This window comes from Thermodesulfobacteriota bacterium, assembly GCA_040757775.1.
Classification (GTDB): Bacteria; Desulfobacterota; UBA8473; order UBA8473; family UBA8473; genus UBA8473.
Genome location: JBFLWQ010000007.1, coordinates 115,278 through 130,047, shown reverse-complemented (window position 1 = coordinate 130,047; position 14,770 = coordinate 115,278). Strand labels below are relative to the sequence as shown.

Sequence of the window (14,770 nt, the reverse complement as noted above, 5' to 3'; positions counted from 1 at the left end):
GTAGGTCCGCCGCTCGTCTTCTATCCCAGGGGAGATATTCCGACTCCAAATTTACCATTTCTCCGAGGACAGAAAAGTGGACAATTCATTTGTTACAAAAGCGGACAATTCTATTTGTTGACAACATGAATATTTTAAAGCCTGAAAAGAAGGAAGCGATTATAGGGGGTTTAGTGGAAGGAATCTCAATCCGTTCTTTAGAAAGAATGACAGGTGTTCATCGGGATACAATCATGCGTTTGTTAGTTAAAACAGGAAAATCTTGTGAAAATATCATGGATACTAAAATGCGTGGGTTATCCTGTAAGCATATTGAAATGGATGAGTTATGGGCATACGTCGGCAAAAAACAGCGCCACATTAAGACAACTGACAATCCTAATGAGGTTGGCGATTTTTACACATTTGTTGCGCTTGATCCAGACACCAAATTAATTCCAGCATACAAAGTTGGAAAACGTGATTTTGCTACAGCGTATGCGTTTATTACCGACTTAGAATCACGCCTTACTAATAGAGTTCAAATAAGTTCGGATAAATTGAGGGCGTATGTAGATGCGATAGATTTCGCTTTTGGCGGCAATGTCGATTATGCACAAATTGTAAAATCGTATGAAGCGGAGCCGATCAGTGCTGGTAAGTATAGCACACCAAAAGTCATTTCCACAACGAAACAATATATTATAGGAAATCCCAATCCAGCTAAGATTTGCACTTCATACGTGGAAAGGCAAAATCTCACTGTGAGGATGCAAAGCAGACGCTTCACTCGTTTAACCAATGCTTTCAGTAAAAAGATCAAAAACCTGAAAGCAGCCGTGGCATTACACTTTGCACATTACAATTTTGTGAGAATTCATACTACACTGAGGATTACGCCTTCAATGGCAGCAGGGATTACAGATCATATTTGGTCTTTTGAAGAAATTCTAAATTGGGCAGGATAACCAAATTTATTAGAAGGGAGGTGATAGAATGGCAAAAAATGAAAGAACATCTAAGAAAGTTGGAACAATTGCTTCCAAACTTCTTAAAGACCCTAAGACGCCCCAAAAAGTCAAGAGCGTTGCTGGTTCAGCCCTAACGCAACGCCCTGACAAAAAAAAGAAAAGATAATAATTATTGGGATAATACCCGATAATTAACAATTGAGCAAGAAGGAATGGTTATCCTGCCCAAAACTTGGCTTTCACTAATAGTGGAAGCCAATGTTTTATATTCTTCATTGCTTTCTATTAAAAACCCAATAGATTCACAAAATACAGGTTTTAATGACTCAATCTCTTCTAAATATTCCCATTCATTAGAAGCACTTTTAGAATCTAACCATTTAATATAAACAAAATCCATCTTGTCACCATTTATTATAATATATAATATAATCTCCAATTGTTCAAGGTTTAAATTAGGACACTACCGGATAGTGTGTTCTCTTGACATCTTTTCGTCTCTGTATTACAATACAAAAAATATCTCTTTTCGCTTCAGCATTCATTTTTTGATTATGTTTTAGTATAGTTCCCCGATATAGATGGAGAGCTTTGAAGAATGCCCAATTTGTCATTGCGAATCCGCCAGAGGCGGATGAAGCAATCTCATAACGGGCTGATTATCAAAGAGATTGCCACGTCGCTCTGGTCCTCGCAATGACAGTTTGTATAAATTTTCAAAGGTCTAAGATGGTAGATGGTAGCAAAGAAATCATTCTCTGAAAAAATGATATGTAAAAATAGAAAGGCATGGCATGATTATTCTATTGATGAGAAATACGAAGCAGGTATTGTGCTTAAAGGCAGTGAGATAAAATCATGCAGGCTGGGAAAAGTAAGTCTAAAAGACAGCTATGCTAAGATAAAGAATGGAGGGCTGTTTTTAATAAATACACACATTTCTCCTTATGAACATGCCAATCAATTCAATCATGACCCACTCCGAGAGCGCAAGTTGCTCCTGCATAAGGTAGAAATAAAGCGGTTGATTGGAAAGATTAATGAGAGGGGGATGACTCTTATCCCTCTGAGTATGTATTTAAAAAATGGAAAGGCAAAAGTAGAACTAGGACTGGCAAGGGGCAAGAAACTCTACGATAAGAGGGAAAGCATAAAAAAGGAAACGGAAAAAAGAGATTTAGAAAGGTCATTAAGGTTCAATAAGTAACCAGGCTCTTTGAAATAAGTTAAATAAAACCCCTCCGTTTTTCTACATTATTAATTATTTGTACTGGCAAGAATAATTTAGGGGGCGACATGGTTTCGACGGGGATAGTTGAAGCCTGAGCTGCATACCGAGGTCCTATTCACTCGTAAAACAATAGGATCTAAACATAATCGCAGACAACTACGAATATGCCTTAGCCGCTTAAAGCGGCTAACGTTCCCCCAGTCTTTCCTGCGGGGCTGGATGGAGCGCCGACTAGCAGGATAGTCTCCTTTTGATGCTTATATAAAGGGGGCAAACCAAAAATAAGCTAGTGTTTTAATGACCCTGCCTGTAGGGGCTTTAAAATGCGAAACTAAAATACAGGCTAAGTATGTAGATGCTTAAGTGGAATATCTTCGGACGCGGGTTCGATTCCCGCCGCCTCCACCAATGATTTGAGGAAATTAAATAGTTGCCTGTCCCGTACTTTTATAGTACGGGACTTGTTCATTCACGTCTTTTTCTTTTTAGTGCCTCCCTGAAACTTATATGCGGTTATAATTGATCCAGAGTATGAGGGAAGAGACCTTGAAACAGTTGGCTCCAAAGGTATCAAGAATGTATCACATCCTAAAAAGTCAGGAGAGACAATGAGAAATGATGGGCGTATGCCCGATGAAATACGTAAGGTAGCTATAACAAAAGATTACATAAAACACGCAGAAGGCTCGGTCTTGATTGAGATGGGTAATACCAGAGTAATATGTACCGCTACTGTAGAAAACAGGGTCCCCCCTTTTTTACAGAATGCAAATCAGGGTTGGATAACTGCTGAATATTCAATGTTACCAAGATCAACTATGGTGCGTACAGTTAGGGAGTCATCTACTGGAAAAAAAGGAGGCAGAACTCATGAAATACAGAGATTGATTGGCCGTTCTATGAGGGTCGTTACCGACCTGAAGAGATTTGGTGAAAGAACCATCTTGCTGGATTGTGATGTTATAGAAGCAGATGGTGGTACAAGGACGGTATCCATTACAGGAGCCTTTATCGCCTTGGCTGAAGCATTCCATACACTGAAAGCAAAGGGGGAGATTGACAAAATGCCAATTTTAGATTACGTAGCTGCCCTCAGTGTAGGCATGGTGGATGGACAGATGCTTCTTGATCTAAATTATAAGGAAGATTCTAATGCTGAAGTAGATATGAATTTTGTAATGACTGGTAGCGGTTTGTTTGTTGAAATACAGGGTACTGCAGAGAGGAAGGCTTTTTCAAAAGACCAGATAGATAAAATGACTGAGCTTGCATCCAAAGGAATAGGAGAACTGATTGCAAAACAAAGAGAGATGATAGGGTATCTTTTCTAAATGGAAATTGTTCTGGCAACCAGGAATGAAGGGAAGTTACGAGAGATTAAAGAATTGATTAAGGGACTAAATCTTAAGGTTTTATCCCTTAAAGATATCCCCGAAGTGCTTGCTATACAGGAAAGTGGCTCAACCTTTCGAGAAAATGCCTTAATAAAGTCAAAAGCCATAGCTTCTTTAACCAAAAAGATTACGGTTGCTGATGATTCAGGATTAGAGGTGGATTTCCTTAATGGAAAGCCAGGGGTCTATTCTGCCAGGTTTGCCGGGGAAAATGCCAATGATGATGCAAACAACAAGGAGTTACTTATAAGACTTGAGGGTGTTCCACTCTACAAAAGGGGTGCTACGTTCAGGTGTGTAATCGCTGTTGTTGCACCTGAGGGAAAGGAAGATATTGTTGAGGGTGAATGTAGGGGAATAATTCAATTTGAGGAAAGAGGTAAATTTGGTTTCGGGTATGACCCTCTATTTTTTGTTCCTGAGTATGGAAAAACCTTTGCAGAGTTACCACCAGGGATAAAGAACAAAATCAGCCATCGGGCAAAGGCTATGGAAAAGCTGAGAGTTGTGCTGAAAGAGTATCTAAAAAGGATAGAAAAAGGTTGAAATATTTTTGGTTATGTGCTATTTAACAATCTTTTTGACGGGGCGTAGCGCAGCCTGGTTAGCGCACCTGCCTTGGGAGCAGGGGGTCGGAGGTTCAAATCCTCTCGCCCCGACCAATTAAGGTTGTAAATACGGGCGCCCGTAGCTCAGCTGGATAGAGCAACGGACTTCTAATCCGTAGGTCGTCCGTTCGAATCGGACCGGGCGTGCCAGAAACTAGTCTTATAATTTAATTACTATGGTGAGTGTAGCTCAGTTGGTTAGAGCACTGGATTGTGGCTCCAGTGGTCGAGGGTTCGAATCCCTTCACTCACCCCATGCGCCCGTAGCTCAGTTGGATAGAGCGTCGGACTTCGAATCCGCAGGTCGTCCGTTCGAGTCGGACCGGGCGTACCAAACAAAGGGCCGTTAGCTCAATTGGTAGAGCAACTGACTCTTAATCAGTAGGTCGTAGGTTCGATCCCTACACGGCCCACCATAAACTTAGGCACTTTTCGCTCTGTAATTGGAAAGACAATAGAGGCAGATTTTAAACCTGTCCCCGATGTCCTAGCGAGAGTGGCGGAACTGGCAGACGCACTGGACTTAGGATCCAGCCCGCCTCAGTCGGGTGGGGGTTCAAATCCCCCCTCTCGCACCAAGTTTATTTATTTCTTTACCCGAGGATTAGATGAAGATAGAAATAGAAGAGATAAGCCCTGTCGAAAAAAAGTTTAGTGTTACCCTGCCAAAAGAATTGGTTACAAGTGAGTTGAATTCTGCCTATGAGGATTTACGAAGGAAGGCTAAGGTAAAAGGTTTCCGTCAGGGCAGGGTTCCCAGAAGTATTCTTGAAAGATACTATAAGAGAGAGGTGGAAGGCGAGGTTATCATAAAGCTTGTAAATGATTCTTACTTTAAAATACTGGAAGAAAAAAATATAACACCTGTTTCACAGCCATTGATAGACAATAATGTTTTGGAGATAGGTAAGGAATTTACCTATTCTGCCAAAGTTGAAGTTAAACCTGAGATAGATGTCAGGGGTTATATAGGTATAGAGTTAGAGAAGGGTAAAATAAATATATCCGAAGAAGATATAGATAAAAAACTTGCAGAGTTGCAGCGATCAAACGCACAGTTACGAGAGGTAGAGGAATCTCGCCCCATTAAGGTTGGGGATTTTGTTGTTATTGATTATGAGGGGTTTTGGGATGTGAAAGCAATTGATGGGGAAAAGGTTGCCGATCATTTGCTAGAGGTGGGGTCTGGATCCTTTTCCCCGGATTTCGAAGAGCAGTTGCCTGGACTAAAAAAAGGGGATGAAAGAAATATTCAGATAACCCTGCCAGAGGAATACAGTAAAAAGGATTTAGCGGGTAAAGAGGTAACCTTTAAAGTCAAAATAAAAGGGATAAAAGAGAAGATTCTACCTGAGTTAAATGATGACTTTGCCAAGGATTTAGGAGAATTTGAGACATTAGAGAAACTTAAACAAAAGATAAGAGAAAATTTAGAAAGGCTAGATAAAATCAGAATAGAAGCTAACCTTAGAGACCAACTTTTAAATAAATTGGTTGAGGTAAATGCCTTTGAAGTTCCGCCTTCATTAGTCAATCAACATCTTCAGGATAAGATAAAAGAAACACAGATGCGGCTGTCTCTTCAGGGGGTAAGTATGGAGCAGGTTGGTATATCTGCTAATAGCATTAGAGAAAGCTATAAAGACCAGGCTGAAAAAGAGGTGAAAGTCGGTTTCCTCCTTGAAGAGATTGCAAAAAAGGAATCCATAGAGGTAGACGAAAGATATATTGAAGATAAGATACTTGAAATTGCAGAAAATTCCGGGCATAATGTTGAAGTTGTTAGAAATCATTACAAAGGAGACGAAGCTAGAGAGAGATTGAAGAGTGGACTTAAAACAGAAAAAACCCTTGATTTTATAATTGAAAAGGCTAACATAAAAGAAATAGAAAGAAGGAAAAATGACACTGATTCCAATAGTGATTGAACAGACTGGCCGTGGAGAGCGGGCTTATGATATTTATTCCCGTTTGCTAAAAGAGAGGATTATATTCATAGCCACTCCTATAGATGACACAGTGGCTAATCTGGTTATTGCCCAAATGTTATTTTTAGAGTCTGAGGATCCTGACAAGGATATTCACCTTTATCTTAATTCGCCGGGCGGTATAGTCACTTCTGGCCTTGCTATCTATGACACCATGCAGTACATAAAACCCAAGGTTTCAACATTATGTATGGGACAGGCTGCAAGTATGGGAGCGTTGCTTTTGGCAGCAGGAGAACCGGGTAAGAGATATGCCCTTCCCCATTCCCGAATATTGCTACACCAGCCTCTGGGTGCATTCCAGGGACAGGCTACAGATATAGAGATCCATGCTAAGGAGATTCTCCAGATAAGAGAGAGGTTAAATGAGATATTGGTTTATCACACTGGGCAGCCTTTAGAAAAAATACAAAGAGAGACAGAGCGAGATTTTTTTATGAGCAGCGAGGAAGCTAAGGAATACGGAATTATTGATGAAGTTATTAAAAAGAAGGCATCTGTGTAGTAGGTGTTATTCCATTTGAACCCCCAAGCCCTCCTTTTCCAAAGGGGGGGCTGAGGGGGTGGGTGGTAGACAATAGGGAGGAAATAAGTGGATAGGAAAGATGATGATATAGTTGAGAATTTAAGCTGCTCATTTTGTGGCAAAGGAAGAAAGGAAGTAAAAAAGCTGATAGCTGGTCCTACCGTCTACATCTGTGATGAATGTATTGAACTTTGCAATGATATTATTGCCGAGGAGTTTGAAAAAGAAGAGAGTTACGATGGGCGCTTCATGGTTCCGAAACCCTTTGAGATAAAGAAATTCCTGGACGAATACGTTATAGGACAGGAAAGGGCAAAAAAGATTCTTTCTGTTGCAGTACATAACCACTACAAGAGGATAAACTCCAAGATAGATCTGAACGGCGTTGAACTTCAAAAGAGCAACATTATACTTATCGGGCCTACAGGTTGCGGCAAAACCCTGTTAGCGCAGACTCTTGCTAAAATTCTCCATGTTCCTTTTGCTATTGCAGATGCTACAAGCCTTACCGAGGCTGGATATGTTGGGGAGGATGTAGAAAATATTATACTTGCTTTATTGCAGGCTGCGGATTATGATGTTGAAAAGGCATCAAAGGGTATTGTGTACATAGATGAGATTGATAAAATCTCCCGGAAATCTGACAGTCCTTCCATTACCAGGGATGTATCAGGAGAAGGGGTACAACAGGCCCTTCTGAAAATCATCGAAGGTACAGTAGCCAGTGTTCCCCCTAAAGGTGGTAGAAAACACCCTCAACAGGAATTTCTTCAAGTAGATACAACCAACATCCTTTTTATCTGTGGGGGGGCATTTCATGGTATAGAGGAGATTATCCAGAGACGAATAAGGGGAAGTTCAATTGGTTTTGGATCAGAGATCAGGAGTAATGAGGGAAAACAGGTTAGTGATATTCTGATAAAGGTTCAGCCAGAGGATCTATTAAAATATGGTTTAATCCCGGAATTTATTGGAAGATTACCAGTAATAGCTACTTTAAGTGACCTGTCTGAGGAATACCTGGTAAGGATATTAAAGGAACCAAGAAATGCTCTGGTGAAGCAATATAGAAAGCTATTTGAATTTGAAAAAGTTGGTCTTAATTTTACCAATGATGCTCTGGTAGCAATAGCAAAAGAGGCTCAGAAGCGGAGGTCAGGGGCAAGAGGACTGAGGTCGATTATGGAAAATATTATGCTGGACATTATGTACGAACTGCCATCTCAATCGAACATCCGGGAATGTGTTATAACCGAAGAAGTAGTTCAAAAAAAAGAAAATCCTATACTTGTATACGAAAAGAAAGCAGAATCTGCGTAATTTTATAGACTGTACGTTGTTGTTTCATAAAGGACACATCTGATCAAGAGGATGCAGAATAATGTTGTTCAAACTTTCCAAAGGCTCTAATAACGCACCTAGTGTTGAAAGTATATATCCTTTGCTGCCCCTTAGGGATATTGTAGTATTTCCTTATTCGGTGGTGCCACTGTTTGTTGGTAGGGAAAAGTCGATAGATGCATTGGAATATGCTCTAAAGAATGAAAAAAGCTTGTTCCTGACTACCCAAAAGGATGCTAAGGTTAACAACCCTTCAGATGATGATATTTACAGGGTTGGGACTTTGAGCACCATCCTTCAGCTTTTAAAACTACCGGATGGAACAGTTAAGGTTCTTATTGAGGGTAAAAAAAGGGCAGTGATAAGGAGAATTATTCCCAATACACAGTTCTTGCAGGTGAGTGTTGAGGAGGTAAATGATTTTCAGAAAATAACCAATGTAATTGAGGCATTGATGCGGAATCTTAAAGATTCCTTTGAGATTTTCGTCAGACTGAATAAAAAAATCTCCCAGGATATGCTATCTTCCGTATTGTCCATTGATGACCCGAGTCGATTAGCCGATACTATTGTTGTTCATGTAAATATTAAGTTGGAGGATAAACAAGATATTTTAGAAACTTTCAATACCGCAGAGAGATTAGAGAAACTGTTCCAACTAATTGAGTCTGAAATTGAAATCCTCCAGATAGAAAAGAAGATTAAGACCAGAGTTAGAAAGCAGATGGAGAAGAGCCAAAAAGAGTACTACCTCAGCGAACAGATGCGGGCAATTCAAAAAGAGATGGGGGAAAAGGATGAGTTTAAGACTGAGCTTAAGGAACTAGAAGAAAATATTAAAAAGAAAAGGATGTCAAAGGAGGCAACAACAAAGGTCGAAAAAGAGTTTAAAAAGCTTAAAATGATGGCCCCTATGTCTGCTGAAGCCACAGTGGTACGCAATTATATAGATTGGTTGATCTCCCTTCCCTGGTATGATGAAACTGAAGATAAATTGGACATAACAGAAGCTGAGAAAATTTTAGATGAGGATCACTATGGGTTAAAACAGGTTAAGGAACGAATAGTAGAATATCTTGCTGTTCAAAGCTTGGTTAAGAAGATGAAGGGACCAATCCTTTGTCTCGTGGGTCCTCCTGGGGTGGGTAAAACCTCTTTGGCCAAATCTATTGCAAGAGCAACCGGAAGGAAGTTTGTAAGGTGTTCACTTGGTGGAGTCCGTGATGAAGCTGAGATAAGAGGGCATCGTAGAACTTATATTGGTTCAATGCCTGGTAAGATCATCCAGTCTATAAAGAAGGCGGGCTCAAATAACCCTGTATTCCTGTTAGACGAAGTGGACAAGATGAGCACTGATTTTAGAGGAGACCCATCAGCTGCATTGATGGAAGTATTGGATCCTGAACAGAATCAGGCATTCAACGACCACTATATAGATGTAGATTATGATCTTTCTAAGGTGATGTTCATTACTACAGCAAATACTTTGTTTTCAATCCCTCTCCCTCTGCAGGACCGTATGGAAGTTATTCGTATTGCTGGTTATACAGAATTAGAAAAATTGAATATAGCTAAAAAGTTTTTGATTCCAAAACAGATAGAAGCCCATGGTCTGGCTGATAAAAATGTTGTTTTCTCACTTCATTCTATTCTCGGCGTAATCCGTAGATATACCAGGGAAGCAGGTGTCAGGAACCTTGAACGCGAGATAGCATCTATTTGTCGGAAAGTAGCAAAAGAGGTCGCCAAAAAAGGGAAGAATACAAAAGTCAGGATTCAGTCAAGTAGTCTTCAGAAGTATTTGGGGGTTCCTAAATACAGATATGGTAAAGCGGAAGATGATGACACAGTGGGGCTTGCAACTGGCCTTGCCTGGACCGAACTGGGGGGAGAATTACTTGCTATAGAGGTAACAGTTATGCCGGGCAAGGGAAAACTGACTGTTACTGGAAAACTGGGTGATGTTATGCAGGAATCTGCCCATGCTGCTCTGAGTTATGTTCGGTCAAGGGCAGAACTCTTTGGTTTAGAAAGGAATTTTTATCAAAACATTGATATACATATACATGTTCCAGAAGGGGCTATACCAAAAGATGGGCCTTCGGCTGGCATTACCATAGCAACCTCTATAACCTCTGCGTTGATTAGGAAACCTGTGAGGAAGGATATAGCTATGACAGGGGAAATAACCCTTAGAGGCAGGGTCCTTCCCATTGGTGGATTTAAAGAGAAGGTTTTGGCTGCTCACAGGGGTGGTATAAAGACAATCATTATTCCTAAGGAGAACGAAAAGGATATTAAGGAAGTCCCTGTCAAGATTTTAAAGACAGTATATATTGTGATGGTAGAGCATATGGATGAGGTCTTGAAAAGGGCTTTGATACTGGATGACCCTGACAATTTTATGAAAAAGAAAGAGGATGAAGGGATTACTGAGGAGTTCTATGAACAAGAAAGAATCCAGGAGGTTACAAACCAATCTGTAAATTAAAATGAGAAGCCAGTATTTCTTTGGGCGGATAGCTCAGTTGGGAGAGCATCGGCCTTACAAGCCGGGGGTCACAGGTTCGAGCCCTGTTCCGCCTACCATCTGATTTTGCATTGGCAAAATCAGAGTTGTATAAATAAGGGGTCGTAGTTCAGTTGGTTAGAACGCCGGCCTGTCACGCCGGAGGTCGCGAGTTCGAGTCTCGTCGGCCCCGCCATTAAAACAAAGGGGTTAGCCAATTGCGGCTAACCCCTTTGTTTTCGGACATTTCCCCAACAAAATATTACTTTAACTTGCAACTTATAGTATTTGTGTGGTATTATTTAATACTACAACTATTTTAGTATCCCCTATACAAAATTCCAACCAATCTTAACACACTCCGGTTACCGGACAGGTCGCAGTATTAGGAAAGCTCTTTCGGTGATAAGTGTGATAATAAGAGACATAAAAGGAGATTATCATGAACATTTTAATGACCTATCCGCAGTATCCGGTTACGTTCTGGAGTTTTAAATATATCTTGAAGTATATATCCAAGAAAGCTGCCTTTCCCCCCCTAGGGTTAATGACTGTAGCGGCTATGCTCCCTGATGAGTGGAATGTTTGCCTTATTGATTTAAATGTAAAAAAGCTCAGGGATAAACATCTTGAATGGGCCGACTATGTGATGATCAGTGCTATGCTAGTCCAGAAAGAATCTGTTCACGAAATTCTCCACCGCTGCCAGCGCATGGGGAAAAAGGTAATTGCCGGGGGACCTCTCTTCAATGGGACACCAGAGGAATATATGCATCTGGTAGATCATCTGATCTTGAATGAGGCGGAAAACGCCCTGCCTCCATTTCTGGCTGACCTTAAAAACGGTACCCCAAAGAAAATTTATCACTCTCCCGACTTTCCTGCATTAATATTAACACCTCTTCCCAATTGGGAGCTGATTAATGTTAAAAATTATGCTTCCCTGATGATTCAGCATTCGCGGGGTTGTCCCTTCAATTGCGAATTTTGTGATGTTACGGCAATGTTTGGCCACAACCCGCGTTTGAAGAGCGTTGATCAGTTTTTGAATGAACTACAGGCAATTTATAATACGGGCTGGCGTGGCAGTGTCTTTATTGTTGACGACAACTTTATCGGCAATAAAAAGGCAATCAAAAATATGTTGCCCGAGGTGATCAACTGGATGAAGGTACACAATTATCCCTTCGGGTTTTTAACGGAAGCTTCGATTAACATTGCCGGTGACGAAGAATTAATCCATCTGATGGTTGAAGCCGGCTTTGACAGTGTCTTTATCGGGATAGAGACACCTGATGAGGATAGCTTGAAAGAATGCGCAAAGCACCAAAACTACAGGCTTGACATGAGGGCTGCGATAAAAAAGTTGCAGGTAAAAGGTCTACAGGTTCTCGGGGGCTATATTGTCGGATTTGACAACGATAATGAAGGCATCTTTGCAAGACAGATAAAATTTATCCAGGAAACAGGGGTGGTAACCGCTATGGTGGGTCTGTTAAACGCTTTGCCGAACACCAGACTCTGGCATCGACTGAAAGATGAGCACCGTCTTGACTTATGCTCATCAGGCGATAACACTGATGGTAGTATCAACTTCATCCCCAGGATGGACAGGGCAAAACTTATTGAGGGTTACAGAAGGATAGTCAGAACTATCTACAGCCCCCGGCAGTATTATCAACGGGTTTGCAAGTTTCTAGAACATTATAAGCCTTCCAGGAAAAGAAGAATAAAGTATGTGCAGATTAAGGCATTCTTTAAATCCGTCTTTTATCTTGGTATTTTAGGAAATGGTGCATCTCAATGGTATTATTGGAAAATGCTGTTCAACTCAATGATATTTTATAGAAAATCCTTTCCCGAGGCCGTGACCCTTATGGTTTACGGACACCACTTCCGTAAGATAGCGAAAAAAATATGAACCAAATGCAAAAAACATAAAAAAATGGAGAAAAGGGGAAACCTTCAAGAGAGTTTAATATCTATTGGTATCTGTTGCATTGAGAAATCTCCTGAAATCTTGGGAATACAACATATTTAATGATACCCATATAGTTTCCATGGTCTCCTAATAATTAATTTAATCTTGACAAATAACTAATATAAAGAATAAAAATAGATTATTAACCAGAATGAAAGAATTTATTGTTAATGCCATAGAGGCAAGAAAGGAGGATTTATGAGACTACAAAAAATGTTTTTTGTGATCTCGATTCTGATTTTACTTGTTCCATCAGCAGCAGTAGCAGGTGATTTTGATTGGATGCAAAATCTTAATATCAGAGCTGAAGCAGACCAGTCAGGATTCAGGGCACAAATTGCAACGCGTTTCAATATCGGCCCTGTGCAAGTCAATGCTGTGCTAGGCAATGTTGAAAGACCTGCGGACGCTTATATGGTTTTCCGCCTTGGAGAAATGTCAAACCATCCACCAGAATATGTTATTCAAAAATACAAATCCAACAAGGGTAAGGGCTGGGGTGTAATTGCTAAGAGCCTGGGTATCAAACCTGGATCAGAGGAATTCCATGCCCTGAAGCGCGGCCATGATCTTGACAAAGGCAAGGATAAGGACAAGGGCAAAGATAAGGACAAGGGCAAGGATAAAGGCAGAGGCATGGATATCATAGACAAAATGAAAGGCAAAGGAAAGAAATGAAGATGTGGAATAGAACCCGTTGTGATGAACTTTTTCGATTATCATGTTTCGGATAAAAAATGTAGATTTCAACTTCTGCCAATCTGAGGGCTGAAAGCCACTGACCCGACGGAGTAAATCCCTAAGGTTGGCGAAATCGAAGGCTGATATTTCTCTAAATTGAAAGGAGGTATTTATTAATGAAGAAAATTCATTTTTTTCTCGCTATCATTCTCTTGATACTTCTCAGTAAACCGGCACTTGGTGAAATCAAGCCCGGCGCCTTTTCCATTTCTCCCTTCGCGGGTTGGTTTTTGTTCGAGGGCAACCAGGACCTGAGAGATAAGCCAGTCTACGGCTTGCGTGTCGGTTACGATTTAACCAAAAACTGGGGTACCGAGTTGGTTTTCAACTATGTGGACACCAAGTACAAACCCACGGACTCTGGTACCGACGTCTACAATTATCGGATTGAGGCGCTATACCATTTTATGCCGGACAGCAGGTTGGTCCCCTTCCTGGCTGCCGGAGTCGGAGGCATGAGCATCGACTACGACGGTATCAAGGATGACTCGCGGTTCACCCCTGCATACGGGGCTGGTTTGAAATATTTTTTCACGGACTGGCTGGCACTCCGGGCTGATGTACGGCATGTTTTAGGTATCGGCAGTGTTTACAACAACCTGGAATCCACCCTGGGTTTGACCTTTTACTTCGGAGGTGCCAAGCGTGCTGCGGCCCCTGTTGTCGTGGCTAAACAAGCCGAGGAACCTAAAAAACAGGAGGAGGCGGCACCACCGGTAGAACAAGATTCAGACCATGACAGTGTAGTAGATTCCCTTGACAAGTGTCCTGGAACACCGGAAGGTGTTACTGTTGATAAGGATGGTTGCCCGCTTGATTCTGATAAGGACGGTGTAGCGGACTACCTTGACAAGTGTCCTGGAACACCGGAAGATGTTACTGTTGATAAGGATGGTTGTCCGCTTGATTCTGATAAGGACGGTGTAGCGGACTATCTTGACAAGTGTCCTGGAACACCGGAAGATGTTACTGTTGATAAGGATGGTTGCCCGCTCGATTCTGATAAGGACGGTGTAGCGGACTACCTTGACAAGTGTCCTGGAACACCGATAGGTACTGTTGTTGACAAAGATGGCTGTCCGATACCACTGCAAAAGGAAAAGGTATCTATAACCCTTGCGATTGAGTTTGACACGGCCAAGGCTGACATCAAGAGCCAATATCATGAAGAAATCGCCAAGATTGCGGATTTTCTGAAAAAATATCCCAAGGCTACCGGTACCATTGAAGGACACACCGACAATGTCGGGAAAGCCGCAATGAATGAGGACCTTTCCCGGCGGCGTGCCGAGAGCGTTGTGAATTATCTTGTGCAGAAATTCAGTATTAATCGTTCCCGCCTTTCGGCAAAGGGATATGGAGAGACCATGCCGATTGCAGATAACAAGACTGCTGAAGGGCGCAAGAAAAACCGGCGCATAGAAGCCAACTTTGATACTATACTAGTAATCAAGAAATAAGGGAGATTCCCGGATAATCAGTAGGAACTCAATTGATCCAC

General features: G+C 41.3%; 13 protein-coding genes, 8 tRNA genes and 1 other RNA gene. 21 read left to right on the top strand and 1 reads right to left on the bottom strand.

The features are described 5' to 3' along the window. Both AB1401_06630 and AB1401_06625 read left to right on the top strand, forming a co-directional pair. Positions 1-947 (top strand): hypothetical protein (locus tag AB1401_06630; GenBank protein ID MEW6615119.1); only part of this gene is annotated, 947 nt, incomplete at its 5' end. Between the two features lie 28 nt (positions 948-975). After that, on the top strand, positions 976-1,116 hold the full coding sequence (locus AB1401_06625; GenBank protein MEW6615118.1) for a hypothetical protein: 141 nt from the start codon (positions 976-978) through the stop codon (positions 1,114-1,116). 3 nt (positions 1,117-1,119) lie between these two features. On the opposite strand, the gene AB1401_06620 is transcribed toward AB1401_06625, so the two are convergent. Then, positions 1,120-1,350, bottom strand: coding sequence for a hypothetical protein (locus tag AB1401_06620; GenBank protein MEW6615117.1), 231 nt, complete (start codon positions 1,348-1,350; stop codon positions 1,120-1,122). A gap of 336 nt (positions 1,351-1,686) precedes the next feature. Here AB1401_06620 and smpB point away from each other — a divergent pair, with 336 nt between their 5' ends. The 19 genes from smpB to AB1401_06525 all read left to right on the top strand — a co-directional run bounded on the left by smpB (position 1,687) and on the right by AB1401_06525 (position 14,729). After that, positions 1,687-2,157, top strand: a complete 471-nt coding sequence (smpB, locus tag AB1401_06615; GenBank protein MEW6615116.1) for an SsrA-binding protein SmpB — start codon at positions 1,687-1,689, stop codon at positions 2,155-2,157. 80 nt (positions 2,158-2,237) lie between these two features. Beyond that, positions 2,238-2,589, top strand: a transfer-messenger RNA (tmRNA) gene (gene ssrA / locus AB1401_06610). Positions 2,590-2,789: 200 nt separating this feature from the next. Next, positions 2,790-3,512, top strand: a complete 723-nt coding sequence (rph, locus tag AB1401_06605) for a ribonuclease PH (protein MEW6615115.1) — start codon at positions 2,790-2,792, stop codon at positions 3,510-3,512. Next, the gene (locus AB1401_06600; GenBank protein MEW6615114.1) at positions 3,513-4,121 is read left to right on the top strand and encodes an XTP/dITP diphosphatase; all 609 of its coding nucleotides are present in this window, start codon (positions 3,513-3,515) and stop codon (positions 4,119-4,121) included. It begins immediately after the preceding gene. 38 nt (positions 4,122-4,159) lie between these two features. Then, positions 4,160-4,237: transfer RNA gene (locus tag AB1401_06595), tRNA-Pro, on the top strand. Positions 4,238-4,256: 19 nt separating this feature from the next. Beyond that, positions 4,257-4,333 (top strand) — tRNA-Arg (locus tag AB1401_06590). 29 nt (positions 4,334-4,362) lie between these two features. Next, positions 4,363-4,439 (top strand) — tRNA-His (locus AB1401_06585). Between the two features lies 1 nt (position 4,440). After that, positions 4,441-4,517, top strand: a tRNA-Arg gene (locus AB1401_06580). A 6-nt stretch (positions 4,518-4,523) separates the two neighbouring features. Then, positions 4,524-4,599 (top strand) — tRNA-Lys (locus AB1401_06575). A 74-nt stretch (positions 4,600-4,673) separates the two neighbouring features. After that, positions 4,674-4,761, top strand: a tRNA-Leu gene (locus AB1401_06570). 30 nt (positions 4,762-4,791) lie between these two features. Further along, positions 4,792-6,111 carry a trigger factor gene (gene tig / locus AB1401_06565; protein ID MEW6615113.1) on the top strand — a complete coding sequence of 440 codons (1,320 nt, stop codon included), beginning with the start codon at positions 4,792-4,794 and terminating at the stop codon, positions 6,109-6,111. Continuing rightward, complete coding sequence (gene clpP / locus AB1401_06560; protein ID MEW6615112.1) at positions 6,086-6,676, top strand: ATP-dependent Clp endopeptidase proteolytic subunit ClpP; 591 nt, start codon at positions 6,086-6,088, stop codon at positions 6,674-6,676. Before tig ends, clpP begins: the two co-directional genes overlap by 26 nt. An 87-nt stretch (positions 6,677-6,763) precedes the next feature. Continuing rightward, positions 6,764-8,017: an ATP-dependent Clp protease ATP-binding subunit ClpX gene (clpX, locus tag AB1401_06555; GenBank protein ID MEW6615111.1), complete on the top strand. Its 1,254-nt coding sequence runs from the start codon at positions 6,764-6,766 to the stop codon at positions 8,015-8,017. A 61-nt stretch (positions 8,018-8,078) separates the two neighbouring features. Then, positions 8,079-10,529: an endopeptidase La gene (gene lon / locus AB1401_06550; GenBank protein ID MEW6615110.1), complete on the top strand. Its 2,451-nt coding sequence runs from the start codon at positions 8,079-8,081 to the stop codon at positions 10,527-10,529. A gap of 22 nt (positions 10,530-10,551) precedes the next feature. After that, a tRNA-Val gene (locus AB1401_06545) sits at positions 10,552-10,627 on the top strand. Between the two features lie 39 nt (positions 10,628-10,666). Further along, a tRNA-Asp gene (locus tag AB1401_06540) sits at positions 10,667-10,743 on the top strand. Between the two features lie 246 nt (positions 10,744-10,989). After that, positions 10,990-12,468 (top strand): B12-binding domain-containing radical SAM protein, encoded by a 1,479-nt coding sequence (locus tag AB1401_06535; protein ID MEW6615109.1) that lies wholly within the window; start codon positions 10,990-10,992, stop codon positions 12,466-12,468. A 258-nt stretch (positions 12,469-12,726) separates the two neighbouring features. Beyond that, positions 12,727-13,206: a hypothetical protein gene (locus tag AB1401_06530; GenBank protein ID MEW6615108.1), complete on the top strand. Its 480-nt coding sequence runs from the start codon at positions 12,727-12,729 to the stop codon at positions 13,204-13,206. Positions 13,207-13,385: 179 nt separating this feature from the next. Further along, entirely contained in the window at positions 13,386-14,729 is a 1,344-nt protein-coding gene (locus AB1401_06525) for an OmpA family protein (protein MEW6615107.1), read from the top strand. Positions 14,730-14,770: the final 41 nt, after the last annotated feature.

Bases quoted from the DNA above. Each gene is read 5' to 3' on its own strand.
- AB1401_06620 (MEW6615117.1), bottom strand. From the start codon at position 1,350: ATGGATTTTGTTTATATTAAATGGTTAGATTCTAAAAGTGCTTCTAAT.
- AB1401_06625 (MEW6615118.1), top strand. From the start codon at position 976: ATGGCAAAAAATGAAAGAACATCTAAGAAAGTTGGAACAATTGCTTCC.
- AB1401_06525 (MEW6615107.1), top strand. From the start codon at position 13,386: ATGAAGAAAATTCATTTTTTTCTCGCTATCATTCTCTTGATACTTCTC.
- tig (MEW6615113.1), top strand. From the start codon at position 4,792: ATGAAGATAGAAATAGAAGAGATAAGCCCTGTCGAAAAAAAGTTTAGT.
- smpB (MEW6615116.1), top strand. From the start codon at position 1,687: ATGGTAGCAAAGAAATCATTCTCTGAAAAAATGATATGTAAAAATAGA.
- lon (MEW6615110.1), top strand. From the start codon at position 8,079: ATGTTGTTCAAACTTTCCAAAGGCTCTAATAACGCACCTAGTGTTGAA.
- AB1401_06535 (MEW6615109.1), top strand. From the start codon at position 10,990: ATGAACATTTTAATGACCTATCCGCAGTATCCGGTTACGTTCTGGAGT.
- AB1401_06530 (MEW6615108.1), top strand. From the start codon at position 12,727: ATGAGACTACAAAAAATGTTTTTTGTGATCTCGATTCTGATTTTACTT.
- clpP (MEW6615112.1), top strand. From the start codon at position 6,086: ATGACACTGATTCCAATAGTGATTGAACAGACTGGCCGTGGAGAGCGG.
- AB1401_06600 (MEW6615114.1), top strand. From the start codon at position 3,513: ATGGAAATTGTTCTGGCAACCAGGAATGAAGGGAAGTTACGAGAGATT.
- rph (MEW6615115.1), top strand. From the start codon at position 2,790: ATGAGAAATGATGGGCGTATGCCCGATGAAATACGTAAGGTAGCTATA.